This window comes from Seminibacterium arietis, assembly GCF_042675725.1.
Classification (GTDB): Bacteria; Pseudomonadota; Gammaproteobacteria; order Enterobacterales; family Pasteurellaceae; genus Seminibacterium; species Seminibacterium arietis.
Window position 1 is genome coordinate 186,600 of record NZ_JBHTJN010000009.1, and the last position, 21,864, is coordinate 208,463.

26 protein-coding genes are annotated in these 21,864 nt (G+C 35.7%); 10 read left to right on the forward strand and 16 right to left on the reverse strand.

The genetic code is table 11. The features are described from left to right. Positions 1 to 18: 18 nt before the first annotated feature. From recF to dnaA, 3 genes are read right to left on the reverse strand one after another with little or no spacing between them, the layout of a single operon-like run. Positions 19 to 1,089, reverse strand: coding sequence for a DNA replication/repair protein RecF (gene recF / locus ACFQ02_RS04795; protein WP_380819996.1), 1,071 nt, complete (start codon positions 1,087 to 1,089; stop codon positions 19 to 21). 5 nt (positions 1,090 to 1,094) lie between these two features. Then, positions 1,095 to 2,195 carry a DNA polymerase III subunit beta gene (gene dnaN, locus ACFQ02_RS04800; RefSeq protein ID WP_380819999.1) on the reverse strand — a complete coding sequence of 367 codons (1,101 nt, stop codon included), beginning with the start codon at positions 2,193 to 2,195 and terminating at the stop codon, positions 1,095 to 1,097. Positions 2,196 to 2,206: 11 nt separating this feature from the next. Further along, positions 2,207 to 3,568: a chromosomal replication initiator protein DnaA gene (dnaA, locus tag ACFQ02_RS04805; protein WP_380820001.1), complete on the reverse strand. Its 1,362-nt coding sequence runs from the start codon at positions 3,566 to 3,568 to the stop codon at positions 2,207 to 2,209. 363 nt (positions 3,569 to 3,931) lie between these two features. On the opposite strand from dnaA, the gene rpmH reads away from it, so the two are divergent. From rpmH to ribF, 6 genes are all read left to right on the forward strand, one after another. Beyond that, entirely contained in the window at positions 3,932 to 4,066 is a 135-nt protein-coding gene (rpmH, locus tag ACFQ02_RS04810; protein WP_005539760.1) for a 50S ribosomal protein L34, read from the forward strand. A gap of 21 nt (positions 4,067 to 4,087) precedes the next feature. Next, on the forward strand, positions 4,088 to 4,450 hold the full coding sequence (gene rnpA, locus ACFQ02_RS04815) for a ribonuclease P protein component (RefSeq protein ID WP_380820004.1): 363 nt from the start codon (positions 4,088 to 4,090) through the stop codon (positions 4,448 to 4,450). Next, entirely contained in the window at positions 4,405 to 4,665 is a 261-nt protein-coding gene (gene yidD / locus ACFQ02_RS04820; RefSeq protein WP_380820006.1) for a membrane protein insertion efficiency factor YidD, read from the forward strand. Before rnpA ends, yidD begins: the two co-directional genes overlap by 46 nt. Continuing rightward, on the forward strand, positions 4,665 to 6,287 hold the full coding sequence (gene yidC, locus ACFQ02_RS04825; protein WP_380820008.1) for a membrane protein insertase YidC: 1,623 nt from the start codon (positions 4,665 to 4,667) through the stop codon (positions 6,285 to 6,287). The genes yidD and yidC overlap by 1 nt, the downstream gene beginning before the upstream one ends. 94 nt (positions 6,288 to 6,381) lie before the next feature. Next, positions 6,382 to 7,737, forward strand: coding sequence for a tRNA uridine-5-carboxymethylaminomethyl(34) synthesis GTPase MnmE (gene mnmE, locus ACFQ02_RS04830; protein WP_380820010.1), 1,356 nt, complete (start codon positions 6,382 to 6,384; stop codon positions 7,735 to 7,737). Positions 7,738 to 7,764: 27 nt separating this feature from the next. Then, on the forward strand, positions 7,765 to 8,697 hold the full coding sequence (ribF, locus tag ACFQ02_RS04835; protein ID WP_380820013.1) for a bifunctional riboflavin kinase/FAD synthetase: 933 nt from the start codon (positions 7,765 to 7,767) through the stop codon (positions 8,695 to 8,697). A gap of 1 nt (position 8,698) precedes the next feature. Here the strand turns inward: ribF and xerC are convergent, their stop codons facing one another. The 7 genes from xerC to ACFQ02_RS04870 form a co-directional block, all read right to left on the reverse strand. Continuing rightward, positions 8,699 to 9,586, reverse strand: coding sequence for a tyrosine recombinase XerC (xerC, locus tag ACFQ02_RS04840; RefSeq protein ID WP_380820016.1), 888 nt, complete (start codon positions 9,584 to 9,586; stop codon positions 8,699 to 8,701). A 36-nt stretch (positions 9,587 to 9,622) separates the two neighbouring features. Further along, positions 9,623 to 10,447, reverse strand: coding sequence for a diaminopimelate epimerase (dapF, locus tag ACFQ02_RS04845; protein ID WP_380820018.1), 825 nt, complete (start codon positions 10,445 to 10,447; stop codon positions 9,623 to 9,625). Positions 10,448 to 10,579: 132 nt separating this feature from the next. After that, on the reverse strand, positions 10,580 to 10,870 hold the full coding sequence (gene tusB / locus ACFQ02_RS04850; RefSeq protein ID WP_380820020.1) for a sulfurtransferase complex subunit TusB: 291 nt from the start codon (positions 10,868 to 10,870) through the stop codon (positions 10,580 to 10,582). An 11-nt stretch (positions 10,871 to 10,881) separates the two neighbouring features. Next, the gene (tusC, locus tag ACFQ02_RS04855; RefSeq protein WP_380820178.1) at positions 10,882 to 11,241 is read right to left on the reverse strand and encodes a sulfurtransferase complex subunit TusC; all 360 of its coding nucleotides are present in this window, start codon (positions 11,239 to 11,241) and stop codon (positions 10,882 to 10,884) included. Continuing rightward, the gene (gene tusD / locus ACFQ02_RS04860; protein ID WP_380820022.1) at positions 11,241 to 11,621 is read right to left on the reverse strand and encodes a sulfurtransferase complex subunit TusD; all 381 of its coding nucleotides are present in this window, start codon (positions 11,619 to 11,621) and stop codon (positions 11,241 to 11,243) included. Before tusD ends, tusC begins: the two co-directional genes overlap by 1 nt. After that, entirely contained in the window at positions 11,621 to 12,295 is a 675-nt protein-coding gene (locus ACFQ02_RS04865; RefSeq protein ID WP_380820180.1) for a helix-turn-helix transcriptional regulator, read from the reverse strand. The genes tusD and ACFQ02_RS04865 overlap by 1 nt, the downstream gene beginning before the upstream one ends. 81 nt (positions 12,296 to 12,376) lie before the next feature. Continuing rightward, complete coding sequence (locus tag ACFQ02_RS04870; RefSeq protein ID WP_380820024.1) at positions 12,377 to 13,078, reverse strand: FKBP-type peptidyl-prolyl cis-trans isomerase; 702 nt, start codon at positions 13,076 to 13,078, stop codon at positions 12,377 to 12,379. 85 nt (positions 13,079 to 13,163) lie between these two features. Here ACFQ02_RS04870 and ACFQ02_RS04875 point away from each other — a divergent pair, with 85 nt between their 5' ends. After that, positions 13,164 to 13,385: a SlyX family protein gene (locus tag ACFQ02_RS04875; protein WP_380820026.1), complete on the forward strand. Its 222-nt coding sequence runs from the start codon at positions 13,164 to 13,166 to the stop codon at positions 13,383 to 13,385. Positions 13,386 to 13,454: 69 nt separating this feature from the next. Here the strand turns inward: ACFQ02_RS04875 and ACFQ02_RS04880 are convergent, their stop codons facing one another. Then, positions 13,455 to 14,183, reverse strand: coding sequence for a glutathione peroxidase (locus ACFQ02_RS04880; RefSeq protein WP_380820028.1), 729 nt, complete (start codon positions 14,181 to 14,183; stop codon positions 13,455 to 13,457). 136 nt (positions 14,184 to 14,319) lie between these two features. On the opposite strand from ACFQ02_RS04880, the gene oxyR reads away from it, so the two are divergent. Together oxyR and fabR are read left to right on the forward strand one after the other, a co-directional pair. Then, a complete protein-coding gene (gene oxyR, locus ACFQ02_RS04885; protein WP_380820031.1) occupies positions 14,320 to 15,216 on the forward strand; it encodes a DNA-binding transcriptional regulator OxyR in 897 nt (298 codons plus the stop codon). A 14-nt stretch (positions 15,217 to 15,230) separates the two neighbouring features. Further along, positions 15,231 to 15,851 (forward strand): HTH-type transcriptional repressor FabR, encoded by a 621-nt coding sequence (fabR, locus tag ACFQ02_RS04890; protein WP_380820032.1) that lies wholly within the window; start codon positions 15,231 to 15,233, stop codon positions 15,849 to 15,851. A 32-nt stretch (positions 15,852 to 15,883) separates the two neighbouring features. On the opposite strand, the gene ACFQ02_RS04895 is transcribed toward fabR, so the two are convergent. Beyond that, positions 15,884 to 16,507: a pseudouridine synthase gene (locus ACFQ02_RS04895; protein WP_380820034.1), complete on the reverse strand. Its 624-nt coding sequence runs from the start codon at positions 16,505 to 16,507 to the stop codon at positions 15,884 to 15,886. A gap of 161 nt (positions 16,508 to 16,668) precedes the next feature. Here ACFQ02_RS04895 and icd point away from each other — a divergent pair, with 161 nt between their 5' ends. Further along, a complete protein-coding gene (icd, locus tag ACFQ02_RS04900; RefSeq protein WP_380820036.1) occupies positions 16,669 to 17,928 on the forward strand; it encodes an NADP-dependent isocitrate dehydrogenase in 1,260 nt (419 codons plus the stop codon). 126 nt (positions 17,929 to 18,054) lie between these two features. On the opposite strand, the gene lysM is transcribed toward icd, so the two are convergent. The 4 genes from lysM to otnI all read right to left on the reverse strand — a co-directional run bounded on the left by lysM (position 18,055) and on the right by otnI (position 21,863). Continuing rightward, the gene (gene lysM, locus ACFQ02_RS04905; protein ID WP_380820038.1) at positions 18,055 to 18,498 is read right to left on the reverse strand and encodes a peptidoglycan-binding protein LysM; all 444 of its coding nucleotides are present in this window, start codon (positions 18,496 to 18,498) and stop codon (positions 18,055 to 18,057) included. Between the two features lie 144 nt (positions 18,499 to 18,642). Then, positions 18,643 to 20,109: a GntT/GntP/DsdX family permease gene (locus tag ACFQ02_RS04910; protein ID WP_380820040.1), complete on the reverse strand. Its 1,467-nt coding sequence runs from the start codon at positions 20,107 to 20,109 to the stop codon at positions 18,643 to 18,645. Positions 20,110 to 20,125: 16 nt separating this feature from the next. Beyond that, on the reverse strand, positions 20,126 to 21,073 hold the full coding sequence (gene denD, locus ACFQ02_RS04915; RefSeq protein WP_380820042.1) for a D-erythronate dehydrogenase: 948 nt from the start codon (positions 21,071 to 21,073) through the stop codon (positions 20,126 to 20,128). Positions 21,074 to 21,086: 13 nt separating this feature from the next. Next, positions 21,087 to 21,863, reverse strand: coding sequence for a 2-oxo-tetronate isomerase (gene otnI, locus ACFQ02_RS04920; RefSeq protein ID WP_380820044.1), 777 nt, complete (start codon positions 21,861 to 21,863; stop codon positions 21,087 to 21,089). Position 21,864 lies beyond the last annotated feature (1 nt).

The following is a 21,864-nucleotide window of genomic DNA, read 5'->3' on the forward strand; positions in this document are numbered from 1 at the left end:
AGATTTTAGTTATTATATTCAATCAATTCTACCTTCTTTAACATAAAAAGTGCGGTGATTTTTTGGTTGCATTTGAATAAGTTGGTCATTTGTAATTGCGGTGATAAAAACCTGTGATTGACTTTGCTGTAAACGGTGGGCTAGCAATTCTCGTTTACTAGGATCTAGCTCAGAAGCAAAATCATCAATTAAAAATATACAATGTCTGTTTTTTTGAGTCATTAAATGCTCTCCTTGAGCTAGCCGCAGAGCACACATCAGTAATTTTAATTGTCCTCGTGAAAGCACATCTTCTGCTGGTAGTCCATTACATCTGAAACGTAAGTCTGCTTTTTGAGTACCAGACATAGTATAGCCAACGGCTTTGTCTCGTTGAAAATTACGTTTTAAAATATCGCCATAATTTGTTTCTTTTTCCCATCCTTGATAAAAAGTCAAACTGATGTGTAACTCAGGTAAAAATAAAGCACAAGTTCGTTCAATTTCACTACGTAAAGATTCTACATATTCCGCTCGCCAAGAAGTTACTTGATGTGCGATTTTTACTAGTTCTTTATCCCAAATCAGGAGCTGGTTATAGTCGCTAACTTGCTGTAAGGCAGCATTGCGTTGCTTAAGTAATCGATTTAGATTACTCCATGCTGGATAAAACGCATTATTATGATGAAAAAGCCCCCAATCTAAAAAAGCTCGTCGATAAATAGGACCGCCATTCAACAAATTTAATCCTTCTGGAGTAATAATTTGCATCGGTAATAAATGAGTAAGTTGAGAGAGTTTATTAGCTTCTTCTCCGTTAATTTTAAATATCGTATTGCCTTGTCTAAATTTTTGTAAACCAATAGACCATTGATGCTGATATTCTTGTACTTTACAGTGCAATAAAAAGTGCGGTTGCTCATAAGAAATTATTCTATTGGACACCGCACTCTTAAAAGAACGTCCATGTGCTAAATAATAAACTGCTTCTAATAAACTAGTTTTTCCACTGCCATTATTACCTACAATGAAATTAAACTTAGACTCAAATTCTAAATCCGTTTGAGCAATATTACGAAAGTTTTGAACTAACAGTCGGGAAATTGCCATAATCACTATAGACGCATCGGCATGATTACATATTCTGCACTAGCATCATCTACATCTTCAATCAAGCAACTTGATAAAGCATCTGTTAACCTCATGCGGACTTGCTCACACTTCAACGCATTCAGTACATCAAGAACGTAGCTAACGTTAAATCCAACGTCCATATCTTCACCAACATAATTTACATCAACAACTTCTTCGGCCACTTCTTGTTCTGAGTTAGTCGCAGTAATAGTTAATTGATTTTCTGCCAGCTGTAAACGTACTGTACGTACTCTATCATTAGACAAAATAGCAGCTCTGGCAAACGCTTGTTTTAATTCTTCCCAATTTCCCGTCATAATACGTTGCGCATTACGTGGTAATACTCGGCGATAATCAGGGAAACGTCCATCAATTAATTTAGACGTAAAAATAATATTTCCCAAATCAATTCGCAGATTATTAGTGCCTATTTGCAAACGTGCTGGTTGCTCTGTGGTCTCAAGTAAACGTACTAATTCTAAAACACCTTTTCTTGGCAAGATCACAGCATGAGACTGTAATTCTTGCTCTAATGCAATAGTACAAACTGCAAGACGATGACCATCTGTAGCAACTGTTCTCAATAAATTTCCTTCCGTTTCAAATTTCATACCGTTTAAGAAATAACGAGCATCTTGATTCGCCATAGAAAATTGAGTTGCTTCAATCAAGCGTTTTAATGTTGCCTGTTCAATAGAAAAATCTACTTCTGATGCCCAGTTAGTTAAATTAGGATATTCTTCTGCAGGCAACGTAGATAAATTAAATTTACTGCGTCCACAACGGATAATCGCCCTATCTTCTACAAACTCTACAATAATGTCCATATCACTAGCAAAACTACGACAAATATCTAAAAATTTCTTTGCGGGAATAGTAAAACGTCCATCTTGTTGTGCATAATTAAGCTGTACTTGAGTAGAAAGTTCAACTTCTAAATCAGTTCCTGTGATTTTTAAGGAGGTTCCTTCAATTTCTAATAATGCATTATTTAAAATAGGAATATTTGGGCGACTACTCAATACACCACAAACTTGTTGCAATGGTTTAAGCAAATTTTCTCTTAAAACTGTAAATTGCATGGTTCAACCTCTTATGCTGATAATGTGCGAATCAAATTTGACCAATCTTCTTGAATATTGTTATCTTCTTCACGTAATTTTGCAATAGTTTTGCAAGCATGAAGAACTGTTGTATGGTCTCTATCTCCAAAGCCTCGACCAATCTCAGGTAAACTGCGGTTTGTTAATTCTTTTGCCAATGCCATTGCTAATTGGCGAGGACGTGCAACAGAACGAGCTCTGCTTTTAGATTTTAAATCTGCAACTTTAATACGATAATATTCTGCGACAACTCTTTGTATGTTCTCTACTGTCACTAATTTATCTTGTAATGCTAACATATCCTTCAAAGCATCACGTACAAAATCTATAGTAATAGCTTTACCAGTAAATTCAGCGTAAGCATGCACTCGATTTAATGCTCCTTCTAACTCACGCACATTTGTTCGTAATTTTTGTCCTATAAAAAAAGCAACTTCTTCTGGTAACAACATATTCTTCTCTTCTGCTTTTTTTAATAAAATTGCGACTCTAGTTTCCAAATCTGGTGGTTCAATACCAATACTTAACCCCCAACCAAAACGAGATTTCAAACGATCCTCAATCTTTTCAATTTCTTTTGGGTAACGATCTGAAGTTAAAATAATTTGTCGTCCACTTTCAAAAAGGGAATTAAAAATATGAAAAAACTCTTCCTGAGTACCATCTTTTCCTGCAAAGAACTGAATATCATCAATCAACAAAGCATCTAAAGTGCGGTAGAGTTTTTTAAAATTTTCCATCCGATCAGATTTTAGTGCTTTTACATATTCCTGCATAAAACGTTCTGCATGAATATAAACAACACGAGCATTTGCTTTTTGGCTTAAAATACTGTTACCTACAGCATGTAATAAATGGGTTTTCCCCAACCCTGTACCGCCATAAAGAAACAATGGATTAGAACTCTGCTCGCCTGGACTTTTTGCTACTTTTTCCGCAGCTGCTCGTGCTAATCGGTTAGATTTTCCTTCTACAAAATTATCAAAAATATGCTTAGAATTTAAATTTGATGCATGGGGTGATTGGACTTCTGGCATAATAACAATGTCAGTAGCTACGGATTCCACTTGAATTGAAACAGGAGCTTTTTTTTCTGGTTTTATTCCCTCTAGTATTTTAACAACAAAATCTGCATTTTGAGTGAGTTGCTGAGCCAGTTTAGTAATTTGAACCAAATAATGACTTTCAACCCAATCTTTGACAAACCTATTTGAAGCATACAGCACTAACATATTTTCGTCAGCAACATCTGCCTGCAATGGACGTAACCACGTAGTAAAATGTGTCGAAGATATTTGATCTTGTAGCTGTGAAAGGCAATCTTGCCAAAGAGAAGATAAATGTGTTTTCATTGGTTTTGTTATCACTATAAATCAAAATATTGGGTTATTTCCGCTAAAATAAAACGAGCGAAGAAAAATAAGATCCTATTTTACTATAAACCTGCTTAAAGATCTTTAGAAAAAGATCAAAAATAGAAAAAGCCTACAGCAAACTTGAGATTTTTTTTAAAAAACGTATAATGCCCTCGCATTTATGATTTCATCAAAAAATGAACAGTTATTGTCAAATTTTAGGGATTCTGATTTGACGAACCGTAAATTTACGATTAAAATCTCATCCCTTAATTTTGTAACTTTTGTTTCAAATGTCCGTATTTTGGTTGTTATCCAAAATAGTGATAAACATATTTTTAATTTAGGTAAATAAGAATTATGAAACGCACATTTCAACCTTCTGTATTAAAACGTAGCCGTACTCATGGTTTCCGTGCTCGTATGGCAACTAAAAATGGTCGTCAGGTACTTGCCCGTCGTCGTGCTAAAGGTCGTAAAAGTTTATCTGCATAATTTAGTGCTAACAGTGTAATTATGCTGAACTTTTCTAGGGAGTTACGATTGTTAACTCCCAGCCAATTCAAATACGTATTCCAAGATCCGCTACGAGCGAGTACGCCAGAGATAACTATTCTTGCCCGTCCAAATTATCAATCTCATTGCCGTTTGGGTTTAACTGTGGCAAAAAAGCATTTAAAGCGTGCCTGTGACCGTAATAGGATAAAGCGTATTTGTCGTGAAAGTTTTCGGTTGTCGCAACATCAACTACCTGCGTATGATTTTATCATTGTGGCAAAAAAAGGAGTTAATGCATTAGATAACCGCACTTTATTTCAATATTTGGATAAATTATGGCAACGTCATATTCGTTTGGCTCGAAAATCCTCATTGTCTTGATTCGCTTTTATCAGATAGCAATCAGCCCATTGATTGGACCGAGATGCCGTTTCACTCCAACTTGCTCTGCTTACGGTATTGAAGCTTTAAAAAATTATGGAGCATTAAAAGGTTGTTGGCTTACGGCTAAACGTGTATTAAAATGTCATCCTTTAAACAAAGGTGGATACGATCCTGTTCCACCAAAGATTACTAACAAGAAAGAGAACAAATAATGGACTCAAGACGTAGCCTATTAGTGCTAGCACTACTCTTTATTTCTTTTCTAGTTTACCAGCAATGGCAAGTGGATTATCATTCGCCAAAACCTGTTGTAGCTGAACAAACTCAAATTTCCGATGTTCCAGCCAATTCTACATCGTCATTACCAACCATTACTAATGATACTTTATCAACAAGTAAAGTTATTACATTAGAAAATGATGTATTTAGATTAAAAATAAATACGTTGGGTGGAGATATTATTAGCTCAGAACTCCTTCAATATGATTCAGAACTTCATTCTGACACTCCGTTTGCATTGCTACAAAATACTTCAGATCATATTTATATTGCTCAAAGCGGTTTAATTGGGAAAGACGGTATCGACAGTAAATCTGGGCGTGCAGACTACCATGTCGAAAATGACTATTTCAAATTAGCCGAAGGGCAAGACCAATTAGTTGTGCCTTTAACTTTTGAAAAAGATGGTGTAATTTATCGCAAGATTTTTGTGTTAAAGCGTGGTGCTTATGATGTTGCAGTAAATTTTGAAATTAATAATCAAACGGCTCGCACAATCGAAGTGGAACCATATGCACAATTAAAGCATACTTTGGTCGAAAACTCAGGCAGCATGGCTATGCCAACTTATACAGGGGGAGCTTACTCATCTTCTGACACTAATTACAAAAAATATAGTTTTGAAGATATGACAAAAGCAGATTTATCCATCAAAACAAAAACAGGCTGGGTAGCAATTTTACAGCATTACTTTGTTTCTGCTTGGATTCCAGATCAAAATACAAATAATCTACTCTATACAATAACTGATAAAGATAATAATGTTGGTTCTATTGGCTATCGTAGTAGTGTTGTCAGCATTCCAGCTAATACAGTGACAACGATTAACAGCAAACTATGGACTGGACCTAAACTTCAAAATCAAATGGCTAATGTAGCAGATCATTTAGATTTAACTGTCGATTATGGTTGGGCATGGTTTATTGCTAAACCACTGTTTAAATTACTCACATTCATTCAAAGTCTTGTGCATAACTGGGGACTAGCAATTATTGGTGTAACTTTAATTGTTAAAGCAATACTATACCCACTTACTAAAGCACAATATACGTCTATGGCAAAAATGCGTATGTTACAACCGAAATTGCAAGAAATGAGAGAACGTTTTGGTGAAGATCGTCAGCGTATGAGCCAAGAAATGATGAAACTTTATAAAGAAGAGAAAGTAAATCCATTAGGTGGATGCTTGCCAATTCTGTTGCAAATGCCAATTTTTATCGCCTTGTATTGGACATTTATGGAAGCGGTAGAATTACGCCATGCTCCATTCTTTGGCTGGATTCAAGACTTATCTGCTCAAGATCCGTATTTTATTTTGCCAATCTTGATGGGGGCTTCTATGTATCTGTTACAAAAAATGTCTCCAACACCTGTTGCTGATCCAATGCAACAAAAAGTCATGAATTTTATGCCATTAATTTTCATGGTGTTTTTCTTATTCTTCCCTGCTGGTTTAGTGTTATATTGGTTAGTATCAAACTTAATTACTATTGCACAACAGCAGCTTATTTATCGTGGACTTGAGAAAAAAGGATTACATTCTCGCTCCAAATAATAACTTGAAAAGATAAAAGGTATCTCAGGATACCTTTTATTTTATAATGTAAAAAACTTGAAAATACACCGCACTTTTAACTGTGAACATAAAAATGAAAGAAACTATTGTTGCTCAAGCAACCCCCATTGGTAAAGGGGGGATTGGTATTTTACGTGTCTCAGGACCACTTGCTCAAACAGTGGCACAAGAACTGCTCGGAAAATGCCCTAAACCTCGAATTGCCGACTATGTACCTTTTAAGGACATTGATGGTTCTGTTTTAGATCAGGGTATTGCTTTATTTTTTAAATCCCCACATTCTTTTACTGGTGAAGATGTACTAGAATTGCAAGGGCATGGTGGGCAAGTTATTTTAGATCTATTACTAAAAAGAATTCTACAAATCAAAGGGATCCGCCTCGCCCGTCCAGGTGAATTCTCTGAACAAGCATTTTTAAATGACAAATTGGATCTCGCACAAGCAGAAGCAATAGCGGATCTTATCGATGCAAGTTCAGAGCAAGCTGCTCGTTCAGCATTAAGATCACTTCAAGGAGAGTTTTCAAATAAAATCAATAAGTTAGTTGATTCTGTAATTTATTTACGAACTTACGTAGAAGCGGCTATTGATTTTCCAGATGAAGAAATTGATTTCTTAGCAGATGGCAAAATCGAAAACCTGTTACGTGATATTATTTCGCAGTTAGATTTTGTCCAAAAAGAAGCGAGACAAGGATCTATTTTACGTGAAGGTATGAAAGTTGTTATTTCAGGTCGTCCAAATGCGGGAAAATCAAGCTTACTCAATGCATTAGCAGGACGAGATGCTGCAATTGTTACTGACATTGCTGGCACAACCAGAGATGTACTAAGAGAACATATTCATATTGATGGAATGCCATTACATATCATTGATACTGCAGGTTTGCGAGAAGCTACAGACGAAGTAGAACGCATTGGTATTAATCGTGCATGGTCAGAAATCAAACAGGCAGATCGCATATTATTAATGCTAGACAGTACGGATGCTACTCAAAACTTAGAACAAGCACAATCAGAATTTATAACCAAACTGCCATTGCATATCCCCATTACTATTATTCGAAACAAAGCGGATTTGAGCGGTGAAATAGAGCAAATCACGCAAGATCAAGGTTATGATGTAATTTCATTATCAACTAAAACATCGTTTGGTATAGATTTATTACGTGAACATTTAAAGCAGGCTATGGGTTATCAAACAAGCACTGAAGGTGGTTTTATTGCTCGACGTCGCCACTTAGAAGCTATTGAACAAGCCTCTAACCATCTACAATTAGGGCTTATACAATTAACCGAATTTCGCGCTGGTGAGTTGCTAGCAGAAGAATTACGTTTAGTACAAAAATATCTTGGTGAAATCACAGGACAATTTACGTCTGATGATTTATTAAGCAATATTTTTAGTTCTTTTTGTATTGGTAAATAGCAAGTGCGGTAACTTTTCGGCGGATTTATGCAACTTATACGGAACATTTACAATCTACCACAAAATTTAATTAAACGAGGCTGTGCTTTAACTATTGGTAATTTTGACGGTGTTCATTTAGGTCATCAAGCAGTGTTAAAACATCTTTGTGAAAAAGCTAATTCGCTAAATTTACCAACTTTAGTTATGTTATTTGAACCCCAAGCAAACGAATATTTTATGGGTGAAAATGCTCCTGCCCGTTTAATGAGATTGCGTGATAAATTAAATGCACTCGCTCAACATGAGATTGACTATGTATTTTGCGTAAAATTTAACCGCACTTTTGCTAAACAATCTGCAGAACAATTTGTTGATGATTGGTTAGTACAAAAACTAAAAGTTAAGTTTTTAAGTATTGGTGATGATTTTCGTTTTGGTGCAAACCGTTGCGGTGATTTTGCTTTACTACAACGCAAAGCGACCCAATTTGGCTTTCAAGTGGAGAACAATCATAGTTTTCAATTAAATGAACAACGTATAAGTAGTACTGCTATTCGTAAAGCGTTGGCTGAAGATAATCTTATCCTAGCAAAACAATTACTTGGTAAACCTTACTGTATTCATGGTAAAGTCATACATGGAAATAAATTAGGGCGAACTATTGGCTTTCCTACAGCAAATATTCGCTTACAAAGACAAGTTAATCCAATTAGAGGCGTGTACATAGTAAAAGTCAAATTGGAAGATAATACTTTCTTTAATGGTGTAGCTAATATAGGTAAACGTCCAACGCTCAATGGTATAAAACAACTACTCGAAGTCCATTTATTTGATTTTAATGAAGATCTATACGGTCAAACATTACAAATTGAATTTTGTCAGAAAATTCGTGATGAGATAAAATTTCCTTCTTTCGATCATTTGAAAAAGCAAATTGAACAAGATGTAAAAATAGCAAAGGATTATTTTTCGGTATAATCTATTTTTTCCGTTTTGCCCTCGGATGTGCTAAATCATAAACTTTAGCTAGATGTTGAAAGTCTAAATGAGTGTATATTTGAGTAGTTGAAAGGTTACTATGCCCTAATAACTCTTGTACCGCTCTAAGATCGGAGCTATTTTCTAACATATGTGTAGCAAAGGAGTGCCGTAATTTATGTGGATTAAGATGAGAGTTTAGTCCTTGTCGAACACCCCATACTTCTAAGCGTTTTTGAATACTACGAGCAGCCATTCGATTACCTAGCTGACTCACAAACAAAGCTTCATCTTTTGGATTAAATAACAAACGAACTTTCAACCATTGCTGAATAGCCTGTGATGCATATCGTCCAAAAGGTACAACTCGTTCTTTATTTCCTTTACCTAAAACCCTTAGCTCACGACTACGAAAATTTAAGCTGTTAATATTTAGCCCTTGTAGTTCTGATAATCGCAAGCCCGAACTATAAAACAATTCCATTATTGCTTTGTCTCGTAAATCAATAGGTTCTTTGCTATCGTTAGCAAGCAATAATTGCACCTGTTCAATGTCCATATTTTTAGGTAAACGTTTTTGTTGTTTAGGAGGAGAAATTCCTACCGCAGGATTCACTTTTAGCTCACCTTGCTGAACTAAATAGCTCAAGAATCGTCTCAGTGCAGATAGTCGCAATGCTAAACTTTTCTCGTGCAGCCCCTCTTTACTACTTTCTGCTAATAAAAAACGTACTGTACTTGGTGTTATTCCCTGCCAATTAGAAATGCCATTTCGCTGAAAAATCAAACAAATCTTATCCAATTGGTGCTGATAATTAAGCAATGTATATGGGCTGACCTGTCGCTCAATTTTTAAATAATCCCAATACTTTTGTAACCATGATTGCATAAACACTCCTAAAAGTGCGGTAAGTTTTAGTAAAATTTATAATTTGATTACACCATCATAAACATGAGTTGCTTCACCTGTCATAAACAATGGATGTCCTATACCCTGCCATTCAATCCACAGGCTACCACCTGATAAATCCACCTGCACTTTAGAATCCAACATATTCTGCATAATACCAACAGCTACAGCTGCACAAGCACCGCTACCACAGGCTTTCGTTTCACCTACCCCTCGCTCATACACTCGCAATTTAATATGTCCACGATTAAGTACTTGCATAAATCCTACATTGACTTTATCTGGAAAACGCTCATGTTGCTCTAAAAGTGGACCTAATTCTGCCACATTCGCTGTATTCGTATCATCTACTTGCACTACACAATGAGGATTTCCCATTGATACCGCTCCACAAAGTACAGTTTGTATTGGTGTACGTAAAATATAATTTTTTTCAAATTTATTAGCAGAAAAAGGAATTTTTGCAGGCTCCCAAATTGGTTCTCCCATGTTGACACGAACCATACTATCATCTTGCACAGTTAAAATCATTTTCCCTTTTGCAGTACTTACTGCAATATTTTTCTTATTAGTTAATCCTTTTAATGTAACAAAACGAGCAAAACATCTTGCACCATTACCACATTGTGCTACCTCACTACCGTCAGCATTGAAAATTCGATAATGAAAATCCAATTCAGGATCATAAGGAGGCTCAACTACAAGAAGTTGGTCAAAACCAATACCATAATGGCGATCTGATAGTTTCTTAATAACTTCTGTAGGAAAATAAACATTTTGCGTTATTGCGTCAACTACCACAAAATCATTTCCTAAACCGTGCATTTTTGAAAATTGCATTCTTTATCCTTAAAAACATCTAATAACTAAATTAAAAAGATTATATCAATAAATTAAGTAGGAAAAGAATTATAAAATGTTTTACTAATACTACAGCATGAAATACTTTATATTGTTCAAATTAAGATAAAATTATAATGCAAGTTGAGGGTAGTATTGTTCTGTTAGTTTAACAAATTTAGCCATAGAAATAGATTGCACTTGTGGGCAAAACTGCTTTATTAATTTTTGTAGATGACGAGCAGCAATATCCTGCTCTAAAACATAGCAATTACATTTTACTTGAGTAAATAATTGAGGGTATTTCAGTGCTAATAATACTCCATCTTGCCATAATACAACGCAGTCTTGTTCAAATAAGAATGAAAAATAATTCTCTAGTGTGGAAAGAGGGTAATCACTTTGAGAAAAGCAATAAAGCATAATTGCTCCTATTAAAACGTAATAATTTTTTTAGCTTTTTGCAATTTATCTACTAGTAAAGTGCGGTTTATTTGATGACAAGAAATAATCAAATCTTGTTCACTTAGCTCAAATTGTTGCAAAGACTGTTCACAAATATAGCGTTGTTCAATATCACACAAATCCAATAACTTAAACATATTACTAAAATTTTTCTGCAAAATAAGTTCAGGTTTTTGATCTGACAGTAAATTTAGCACTCCATCATCTATAAAAAAGACTGCGAGTTCATTTTCATTACAAAATGCCGTTGCCGCTAACAAAGCATCCATTCCTTCTCGACTTATCGCACTTCCATTAGGAGGGCGACGAAAAACAAATGCAAATTTAATCATAATGTTATTAACCTATCAGCTTCTAACACTGCTTTAGTAAATTCCCCCAATCCTGCCAATACAAATCCTTCGGCTAAATTATTATGCTGCAATAAACGTGCCGTTTGATTATCTACTACTCCACGTCGTTGTGCCGCTGAAATACACAAATGTAATGGAATATTATATTGACGACTAAAATTCAACCATGCTTTTTGTAGATCAAACTCATCATTTGCAGGATTAATATAAGCATTACCATTTGTTACGCCAGCTTGAAAAAAGAAAACTTGAACAATATGATGATGTTGCTTAATTAAGGCTTGTGCAAACTGATACGCTAAAAACGCACCCTGTGAACCATAAACAGGATGATTCACTGCTATCACGTAACGCATTATTTATCCTCTAATTGTTCTTGCTTAATTTGGCGAATGTATAAATAAACTGTATGACGAGAAATATCCAACCGCTCTGCCACAGAATTTATCGCATCTTTAATATCAAAAATACCTTTTTCATACAAAGAAATAACAATTTGACGATTTTTATTATGATTAGAAACTAAGCGATCTGCTGTAACTTCTTCTATCGTTTGTTCAACTGTTTGAGAAACTAAGTCTTCTACTGAACTTGCGAAATTAACTATAGGTTCATCATTTTGTTCACCTGTTGTTGGCATTAATGCTTGCAAAAAACGTGATACAGGTACATCTAAATTAATGTTAATACAAAGTAATCCAATAATACGATTGGTTTTATTACGAATTGCAATAGTGACAGACTTCATTAATCCATTACTTTTAGCTCTTGTAAAATAAGGCTTAGACACACTTTCAGTCTGCATACGATGTAAGGATTTCAATGCAAAATCTGTAATAGGTGATCCTACTTTCCGATTAGTATTGTGTCCATTTGCAATACAAATAGCCGAATGTTTTAAGTCTTCTAATGAATGTAGTACAATTTCACAGTGTTCGCCAATTAACGCACTGACGCCTTCTACAACCGCAATATAGGAATTGAGGATAGCCCGATCTTCATCACTAAAAGGTCTTCTATCGCTTAGCATGATTTCACTCTCACATGACATTTAAAATCTACCGCACTTCATATGAAACGCCAAAAGTGCGGTTCTTTTCTACTATTATTTTTAATTTTTCTCAGCTGTAACATCTAATACTTCGATGTGGAAATATAACATTGCGTTTGGTGGAATTGGACCAGCACCTTGCTCACCATAAGCTAATTCAGATGGGATAGCTAACTCTATTTCACCACCCTTTTTAAGCAATTGAAGACCTTCCGTCCAACCTTTAATTACTTGATCTAATTTAAACTCTGCGGGTGTTCCACGCTCTGTTGAACTATCAAATACAGTGCCATCTGCTAATTTTCCTGTATAGTGGACTTTCACCATATCACTTGGTTTGATCAAATCACCTTTACCTAATTTCGCAATTCGATACATCAATCCTGATTTAGTTTTCTTAGCACCTTCTTTTTTCATAAATTCTGTTGTGAATTTTTCATTTTCAGCTTTAACTTTAATTTGTCTAGCCTCATCTAATTTATCACCTATGGCTTGCAAATGTTTTTGAATATCCACATCAGTTAATACTACTTTACCTTCTAATGCATCTTTTACACCTTCTAAGATACGAGCATTATCATAATGAATAATATCCTTTTGATCATCAATCATTTTTTTCAAAAATTGCTGACCTGTAGCGTATCCTATCACATAGGAAGAGTCGGCATTGAACTTAGTCTCTAGTTGATTTGCAAAAACATGAGCAGAAACAACCGCACTTACCACTAAACTAAGAAACGATAATTTTTTTATTTTTAGCATAATTAATCCTTTATAATAAGCGTTAAATTCATCAGATAGGTTAAATTGTATTGAAGAAATTCACAACCTTTTTTAAGGATTATATATGCAAATTCAACAAAATTTAGAAAAACGACTCGCAGAATTGGAAATGAAAGCTATATTTCAGGAAAAACTAGTAGAAGAACTGAACCAAGCGTTAATTGATCAACAATTTCTTCTAAATAAAATGCAACGTCAATTACGTTATTTAGCAGATAAATTAAAGGAAACTCCAACTTCAATGATCGCTAGTCAAGCTGAAGAAACACCGCCGCCTCATTACTAAATTTAATAACATGCTAAGCTAAAAAAAACTAAGGGAGAAAATAATTCTCCCTTAAATCAATACGAATATTTATTCGGACAAATATTTTTCTAAGTCATCACTGCCACCAATGTATTCACCTCCAATAAATACTTGTGGAACACTGGTTTTACCAGTAATAGCTCGAATTGAAATAGTACTTGCATCACGTCCCAATACAATTTCCTCAAAGGAGTATCCCTCTAGTTTCAGTAGAGCTTTTGCTTTTGCACAGTATGGGCAACCTGGTTTAGTAAAAATTGAAACTGAAGGTTTTGGTGTCCAATTCGGTTTCAAATATTTAAGCATAGTATCTGCATCAGAAACTTTAAAAGGATCGCCTGGTTCATTTGGTTCAACAAACATTTTTTCAATTACACCATTTCTTACTAACATAGAGTAACGCCATGAACGTTTACCAAACCCAATATCTTCTTTACCTACTAGCATCCCCATGCCCGCAGTAAAATCACCATTACCATCTGGAATAACAATAATATTTTCAGCTTCCTGATCTGCTTTCCATGCATTCATAACGAAAGCATCATTGACAGACACACAAATAATATCGTCAACGCCTAATTTTTTGAATTCACAAGCAAGTTCATTATAACGAGGTAAGTGAGTTGATGAGCAGGTTGGGGTAAACGCTCCTGGTAATGAAAAAACTACAACTGTTTTATTATCAAACAATTCTGCTGTAGTAATATCAACCCATTGGTCATTTTGACGAGTATGGAATGTGACTGTCGGAATTTTTTTCCCTTCCATCGTTGCCATAATATCCTCCTATGTTTATTAGTAAATTTAAGTTTGCAATCTTTATATTTTAGTCCCAATTATGATATAGTCACAAACAATTAATGTCTATATTTTTAATTGATTTATTCTATAGTTTTTATAGTAAGAGGAAAACATGAATATCCGTGATTTAGAATATTTAGTCGCACTCGCTGAGCATAAACATTTTCGCAGAGCTGCTGATGCTTGCCATGTTAGCCAACCAACTTTAAGCGGTCAAATTCGTAAGTTAGAAGATGAATTAGGCATCATCTTACTAGAAAGAACAAGCCGCAAAGTATTATTCACTCAATCTGGACTGTTATTAGTTGATCAAGCTAAAACAGTATTAAGAGAAGTAAAACTACTTAAAGAAATGGCGAGTAATCAAGGGAAAGAAATGACTGGACCGCTACATGTTGGTGTCATTCCAACAATAGGACCTTATTTATTACCTTATGTTGTACCAACGCTAAAACAAGAATTTCCTGATTTAGAGCTATTCTTATATGAAGCACAAACGCGTCAATTAGTTGATCAACTTGAAACAGGGCAATTAGATTGTGCGATCTTAGCATCAGTAGCAGAAACGGAAGCTTTTATTGAAGTTCCATTATTTAATGAAAAAATGATGCTAGCCGTGTCAGAAAATCATCCTTGGGCAGGCAAAGAATCGATAAAAATGGACACTTTAAAAGGTTGTGAGATGTTAATGCTTGATGACGGTCACTGTTTAAGAGGGCAAACTTTAGGATACTGTTTCACAGCTGGAGCAAAAGAAAATCAACATTTTCAGGCTACTAGCTTAGAAACTTTACGAAATATGGTGGCAGCTAATGCGGGCATGACATTAATGCCTGAACTTGCTGTATTAAACGAGGGAGCTAGAACAGGAGTAAAATATATTCTTTGTTTTAATCCAGAACCATCTCGTACAATTGTACTCATCTATCGACCTGGTTCACCCCTTAGAAATCGATATGAAAGAGTTGCAACTGCAATAAGTCAAGCAATTAAATCTATTCTTAGTTAATTTTGAGATTAAATATGGCAGGCATTCGAGCAATTCAAAAGGAAAATACTCGCAGAGCATTGGTTCAAGCTGCATTTAACCAACTAAGTGCGGAAAAAAGCTTTTCTAATTTAAGTCTAAGAGAAGTAGCAAGAGAAGCTGGCATAGCACCGACGTCATTTTACCGTCATTTCCGAGACATGGACGAACTCGGTTTAGAAATGGTAGATGAAGCAGGATTAATTTTACGTCAATTGATGCGACAAGCTCGCAAACGAACAGAAAATGGTGGCAGTGTCATTGTGATTTCTGTAGAAACATTTTTTGAATTTATTAGTAATAATTCAAATGTTTTCCGCTTGCTATTAAGAGAAGGCTCGGGTACATCTCAAACTTTCCGTACCGCAGCCGCAAGAGAAGTTAAGCATTTTATTGATGAACTTGCGGAATATATTGCTTATCGCCACAATTATCCTCAACATATTGCTTATACTCAAGCAGAAGGAGTAGTGACTATTGTATTTACCGCAGGTGGGAACGCTCTTGATATGAATAAAGAAGAACGCAACCAGTTGAAAGAGCGAGTTATTTTACAATTAAGAATGTTAGCTAAAGGGGCTGATTACGCTGTACAAAAAGAAAAAACGAAACACTGATCTAAAAAGTGCGGTCTTTTTTTGATTTAAAATTAATACCGCACTTCTAATCCCAGCTGCTTGTAAAGCAACAATAATTCATTTCTATTTAGTTCTCGATAACTACCAACGGGGAGATTTTGCACTGTAAAATTACCAATTTTCCAACGTACTAGACGCAACGTAGGATAACCAATGTGTGCTGTCATTCTGCGAACTTGACGATTACGACCTTCATTAATCGAAATTTCCAACCAACTAGTAGGTACCGTTTTACGTTCACGAATAGGTGGGTTACGTTGCCATAAATTTTTAGGTTCAGAAATTAACCGCACTTTAGCGGGTTTTGTTAGACCGTCGTTTAACTCAACGCCTTTTCGCAATAAATCTAATTTTTCCTCTGATGGCGTACCTTCTACTTGTACTAAATAAGTTTTTACTGTTTTATACTTCGGATTTGAAAGCATGTGCTGAATTTTTCCATTGTTAGTCAACAATAATAAACCTTCGCTATCTCGATCCAAACGACCAGCTGAGTAAATATTAGGCAACGAAATAAAATCTTTCAACGTAGTGCGGTTATTTTCATCTGTAAATTGAGTTAACACATCAAAAGGTTTATTAAATAAAATTACCTGCGTCTGTGCAAAATTTAAAGATGCTTTTTGCAATTTCATTTTTTTTATCGTATTTTTTCTCTTTAAATTTAACATTTTTTTAATGTCTTCTTGCAAGAATTTTTTAGTTGATATATGTTACCTAGTATAAATTAATTTCATTTAAAAAATAACGCTGTTATCTATACTAACACAACAGTTAATCACAGGGGAAATTCCTTATGCAAGCATTTCAATCAAAAGTCGTTGTACCAAAAGGCAATAAAATTCAATTAGATAGTAAAGGTTCACTAATTGTCCCAGACAATCCTATCATTCCTTTTATTGAGGGTGATGGTATTGGTATTGATGTAACGCCCGCAATGAGATTTGTCATTGATGCAGCAGTAGAAAAAGCCTATAAAGGACAACGTAAAATTGAATGGATGGAAATTTATGCAGGGAGTAAAGCGAATCAAATATATGGTAAGAACACGTGGTTACCAGCTGAAACGTTAGACTTTATCCGTGAATATCATGTTGCAATTAAAGGACCATTAATGACACCTGTCGGCGGTGGAATTCGCTCCTTAAATGTCGCAATGCGTCAAAGTTTAGATCTGTACAATTGCTTGCGTCCAATTCGTTATTATCAAGGCACACCAAGCCCTGTAAAGCATCCTGAGCTAGTGAATATGGTTATTTTTCGTGAAAATTCCGAAGATATTTATGCAGGTGTAGAATGGAAAGCGGGATCAACTGAGGCTGATAAAGTAATCAAGTTCTTACAAACAGAGATGGGCGTAACCAAAATTCGCTTTCCACAAGACTGCGGCATTGGAATCAAACCAGTATCTAAACAAGGGACTCAACGTTTAGTACGAGCTGCTTTACAATATGTAATAGATAATGACCGCACTTCACTTACCCTCGTACATAAGGGTAATATTATGAAATTTACTGAAGGTGCATTTAAAGAATGGGGTTACGACGTTGCAAAAGAATTTGGTGCGGAATTGTTTGATAACGGTCCATGGCATAAGTTAAAAAATCCAAAAACAGGACGTGAAATTATCATTAAAGACTGCATTGCGGATGCATTTTTACAAGAGGTATTACTGCATCCAACTGATTATGATGTAATCGCAACTTTAAACTTAAATGGCGATTATATTTCTGACGCACTAGCCGCTCAGGTCGGTGGAATTGGTATTTCTCCAGGTGCAAATATCGGTTTTGATGCTGCAATTTTTGAAGCGACCCATGGCACCGCACCTAAAATTGCTGGACAGGATAAAGGTAATCCAGGCTCATTGATATTAAGTGGAGAAATGATGTTACGCCATCTTGGTTGGATAGAGGCAGCTGATTTAGTAGTGAAAGCAGTATCACAAACTATCGCTAATAAAACAGTCACTTTTGACTTTGCAGAAATGTTAAAAGACGCAAAATTGCGTTCAACTACTGAATTCGCTCGTGATATTGTCGCTAATATGGAATAGACATCAGTTGTGATTTCCCTCTGATAACGAAAAAGAAAGGCTAAGTGAAAATTAGCCTTTCTTTATTATCTAAAAATTATTAAAAACTTTACCGCACTTTTACTGACTTAATGCCATTAAAATTAACTATAATGATTTAGGAATGCGAATTTTCTGTCCTGGGAAAATTTTATCCGCATCTTTAATAACTTCTTTATTCGCTGCGACAATAGCAGTATATTTTGCTCCACTACCGTAAGCTTTCTCTGCGATTTTCCATAAAGTATCGCCTTTTTGAATTACATAAAATTGATCATCACTCGCAAGAGCTTCACCATTTGTAACAGTAACTGAATCAACATTAACAGAATTAATTCCTTCAATATTACCTGCCATTAGAATAGCCTTCTCTAGTGCTTCAGCTGATACCGCATTCCCTTGAATTTTTGCAACTCCATCTTCTACAGTGACAGAAACATTCTCTACTCCAGGGTTGTCTTCAGCAATATGTTTAGTAACTGCTTCTGATGCTTCTTCCTGCTTAGAAAAAAGTTTTTTACCTATATTGCTAACAAAATCAAATAAGCCCATATTTTTCTCCTTTATTGTTTATGAATAGTGTCATAACAACCTTACTGAAATAATGCCCATAAGTCTATAGTAATAATTAAATTTCACAAAAATTTACATAAATTGAGAATTATATAAAGTAAGCTATCGCATTTATTCATTAAACTACTTACTTAAATTCTTATTTTGCACTTTGATATAAATCACAATAATCGCTATCACTCCTAGGGGAAATGTAAGATCAAATATTGAACCATCATTACCCCAAATGAGATTAGCTAAAATCACACTGATACCGCCGATACCCCATGCAATAGTAGTTGGTACAGACCACACAATCATCTGTTTTTTCACATCATTAATTCCCATCATACGGTTCACAACCCAGAATAAGCTGTCATTGAAGTAACCGAAGAAGAGTGAACCCATGGTTGCTGCTTGAGCAGCCAATAACATATTCACACCTGGAATTTGAGCTAAGATTGGGGCAGAAATAGATGCGGCTGTAATCATTGCAACCGTTCCTGAACCTTGAATAAAGCGAACTACTATAGAAACAATAAATGGAATTAAGATTGACGAAATTGGTAATTGAGCAATTTGTTCTGCTAATTGCTTACCTGCTCCACTATCACGCAATACCGCACCTAATGCACCACCAGCTCCCGTTACTAATAAGATAATACCTGCCGTTTTTACCCCCTCTTCAAGATGAAGTGCGGTCGTATTTTTATCTATATTTGGAAGAAGCGTGTAAACAGCAACTAATACACTTAATGCCAGTGCGATCATTGGATGTCCCACAAAAGCAACAAATTGATAAACACTTGATTGACTTAGCTCTACGCTCCCTGATAAATCAAACATTGCTTTAATGAAGATTAGAACGATAGGTAACACAATTGGCAATAGCGATAGACCTAAAGTTGGTAAATTTTTCTTCTCACGGCTTTCGATGTAATCATCAAATTTTTGTTTTAACTCTTCTTGAGTGAAAACTTGTTGGTTAAAGTCAGGATATTTTTTATCTAACCATTTAGCATAAAGCACGATACCAATTACAGGTAAAATCGCCATAACCATACCTACTAAGAGCATTAAGCCGAGATCAACATTAAATAAGCCAGCAACGCCTAATGGACCAGGTGTTGGTGGTACAGTATGATGTGTTACCACTAAGCCACCTGCAAGAGCAACCCCTAAAGTTAAAAGCGAGCGTTTACCATTTTTTGCTAAGGCTTTTGCTACAGGATAAAGAATCACGAAAGCAGAATCTACGAAGATTGGAATACTCACCACATAGCCTGTGATCGCTAATGCCCACTCTTCCTTTTTCTTGCCTAACATTTTGATAAAGCTGTATGCCATTTTTTCTGCTGCACCAGAAACTTCAAGCACGCTTCCCATCATAACACCTAAGCCGATAACAATACCGATACCACCTAATGTGCCACCAAAACCTTTACTGATTGCACCTAACGTATCGTTTACAGACATTCCACCAATAAGACCAGCAATAGCAGATGCTGTTAACATAGCGATAAATGCGTGAACACGTGTTTTTAATACTAAATAGGCTAAGACAAAAACAGCAATCAATAGCCCAACAATCGGAATAGGTAAGCCAAACATAAAAAGTTGCTCCTAATTACATATCATATTGAATAAATTGTTGAATGACTTCTTTGAAGTTGTTATCAGCCGTAAAACCCAGTTTGAGAGCGGTAGTCTTATCTATCTCCACGGGCCAGCTGGCAACGATGTTGTTAATATTTTCATCAAACTTAAATTGGATTTTGTCTAAAATTCGCTCTCCTTTTATTGAAGCTAAATCAGATAGCATTTGCTCTACGCTTACTTTGAAACCTGGTAAATTAATCACGTGCCAACTGCGTGGCGGTAAGCTAGGTAAAGTTAATGCGTGGATAAAGTTATTGATTACAGTATTCGGGCTAGAAAGCCATAAATCCAACGAGCCTGACACAGGGCAAATAGACCCTTCGCCGTGTAGAGGTTCACGGATAATACTACTGACAAAAGAGGATGCTGCTCTATTTGGTTTACCTGGACGAATACAAATTGTTGGTAAACGAAGCACAATGCCATCAACAAATCCCTTGCGAGAATAGTCATTGATGAGCAATTCACACATTGCTTTTTGTGATCCATAAGTTGATTGTGGTGTAACCGCTGTACTATCAGTAATCACTTCTGGAAGTTCGCCACCGAATACCGCTAACGAGCTGGAGAAAATAAAGCGAATATTCGGGTTATTTTTACGGCAAATTTCAAGTAAATTACGAGTTGCTAAAAAATTGATATCATAACCTAAATCAGGATCCTCCTCAGCATGGCTACTTACAATTGCTGCTAAGTGGAAAAGTGCGGTTGTTTTTTCGCTAATTATTTCATCCAAGCCTTGCGGATTTCTCAAATCCATTTCCAAACAACGTACACGGGGCTCATTATTTGGTGCTATTGGTTTTATGACATCAACTAATACTAATTCTTCAATTTTGTCCGAATGCTGAGTTAATAAAGTTTTCGCAAGGCGTTGTCCTAAAAAGCCTGCACCACCTGTAATGACTATATTCATTTTATTTATCCCTCTATTTATACTTCTCAAACCAACCTAATCCTAAGATCGTCTCTGCTCTTGGTTTATACTCACAACCCACATAGCCGTCATAACCGATTTCATCGAGCTTGTTGAAAATGTATTCGTAGTTAATTTCGCCTTCGTCAGGTTCGTGTCTATCTGGCACAGACGCAATTTGAATATAAGCAAATTTGCCGTTTAATTTATCGGTTAAACGAGAAAGGTTGCCGTCCACATTCTGTGCGTGGAAGTAGTCAAGCTGAACAAAGACATTGTCTCGATTAACCGCTTCAACAATTTCCAACGTATCAAACTGGCTTTTTAACAGATAGTTTGGTTTTACTTCTGGGCTTAGTGCTTCGAGTAATACCTTAATGCCGTGTGGTTTGAATTTGTCTGCGGCATACTGCACATTTTTGATGAAAGTCTGTTTATAGACTTCACGATCTTCGCCTTCTGGCACAACCGCTGCCATAACGTGTACATTTTCACAACCTAATGTGAGGGCATATTCCAACGCTAAATCAATATCACGATGGCTGTCTGCTTCTCTATTTGGAATGGCAGAAACTCCCCATTCGCCATTTGAAACATCGCCTGCTGCGGTATTAAATAGCACTTGTTTTAAGCCATATTTTTCTAGCTTGGCTTTAAGTTCTTCAGCGGGATAGTCATAAGGCCACAGGTATTCAACAGCCTTAAAACCTGCTTTTGCTGCCGCTTCAAAACGATCTAAAAACGGCACTTCGTTAAACATCATTGTGAGATTTGCTGCAAATTTAGGCATT

Excerpts from the sequence above, each read along its gene's own strand:
- recF (WP_380819996.1), bottom strand. The coding sequence starts at position 1,089 with ATGGCAATTTCCCGACTGTTAGTTCAAAACTTTCGTAATATTGCTCAA.
- dnaN (WP_380819999.1), bottom strand. The coding sequence starts at position 2,195 with ATGCAATTTACAGTTTTAAGAGAAAATTTGCTTAAACCATTGCAACAA.
- dnaA (WP_380820001.1), bottom strand. The coding sequence starts at position 3,568 with ATGAAAACACATTTATCTTCTCTTTGGCAAGATTGCCTTTCACAGCTA.
- rpmH (WP_005539760.1), top strand. The coding sequence starts at position 3,932 with ATGAAACGCACATTTCAACCTTCTGTATTAAAACGTAGCCGTACTCAT.
- rnpA (WP_380820004.1), top strand. The coding sequence starts at position 4,088 with ATGCTGAACTTTTCTAGGGAGTTACGATTGTTAACTCCCAGCCAATTC.
- yidD (WP_380820006.1), top strand. The coding sequence starts at position 4,405 with ATGGCAACGTCATATTCGTTTGGCTCGAAAATCCTCATTGTCTTGATT.
- yidC (WP_380820008.1), top strand. The coding sequence starts at position 4,665 with ATGGACTCAAGACGTAGCCTATTAGTGCTAGCACTACTCTTTATTTCT.
- mnmE (WP_380820010.1), top strand. The coding sequence starts at position 6,382 with ATGAAAGAAACTATTGTTGCTCAAGCAACCCCCATTGGTAAAGGGGGG.
- ribF (WP_380820013.1), top strand. The coding sequence starts at position 7,765 with ATGCAACTTATACGGAACATTTACAATCTACCACAAAATTTAATTAAA.
- xerC (WP_380820016.1), bottom strand. The coding sequence starts at position 9,586 with ATGCAATCATGGTTACAAAAGTATTGGGATTATTTAAAAATTGAGCGA.
- dapF (WP_380820018.1), bottom strand. The coding sequence starts at position 10,447 with ATGCAATTTTCAAAAATGCACGGTTTAGGAAATGATTTTGTGGTAGTT.
- tusB (WP_380820020.1), bottom strand. The coding sequence starts at position 10,870 with ATGCTTTATTGCTTTTCTCAAAGTGATTACCCTCTTTCCACACTAGAG.
- tusD (WP_380820022.1), bottom strand. The coding sequence starts at position 11,621 with ATGCGTTACGTGATAGCAGTGAATCATCCTGTTTATGGTTCACAGGGT.
- ACFQ02_RS04865 (WP_380820180.1), bottom strand. The coding sequence starts at position 12,295 with ATGCTAAGCGATAGAAGACCTTTTAGTGATGAAGATCGGGCTATCCTC.
- ACFQ02_RS04870 (WP_380820024.1), bottom strand. The coding sequence starts at position 13,078 with ATGCTAAAAATAAAAAAATTATCGTTTCTTAGTTTAGTGGTAAGTGCG.
- ACFQ02_RS04875 (WP_380820026.1), top strand. The coding sequence starts at position 13,164 with ATGCAAATTCAACAAAATTTAGAAAAACGACTCGCAGAATTGGAAATG.
- ACFQ02_RS04880 (WP_380820028.1), bottom strand. The coding sequence starts at position 14,183 with ATGGCAACGATGGAAGGGAAAAAAATTCCGACAGTCACATTCCATACT.
- oxyR (WP_380820031.1), top strand. The coding sequence starts at position 14,320 with ATGAATATCCGTGATTTAGAATATTTAGTCGCACTCGCTGAGCATAAA.
- fabR (WP_380820032.1), top strand. The coding sequence starts at position 15,231 with ATGGCAGGCATTCGAGCAATTCAAAAGGAAAATACTCGCAGAGCATTG.
- ACFQ02_RS04895 (WP_380820034.1), bottom strand. The coding sequence starts at position 16,507 with ATGAAATTGCAAAAAGCATCTTTAAATTTTGCACAGACGCAGGTAATT.
- icd (WP_380820036.1), top strand. The coding sequence starts at position 16,669 with ATGCAAGCATTTCAATCAAAAGTCGTTGTACCAAAAGGCAATAAAATT.
- lysM (WP_380820038.1), bottom strand. The coding sequence starts at position 18,498 with ATGGGCTTATTTGATTTTGTTAGCAATATAGGTAAAAAACTTTTTTCT.
- ACFQ02_RS04910 (WP_380820040.1), bottom strand. The coding sequence starts at position 20,109 with ATGTTTGGCTTACCTATTCCGATTGTTGGGCTATTGATTGCTGTTTTT.
- denD (WP_380820042.1), bottom strand. The coding sequence starts at position 21,073 with ATGAATATAGTCATTACAGGTGGTGCAGGCTTTTTAGGACAACGCCTT.
- otnI (WP_380820044.1), bottom strand. The coding sequence starts at position 21,863 with ATGCCTAAATTTGCAGCAAATCTCACAATGATGTTTAACGAAGTGCCG.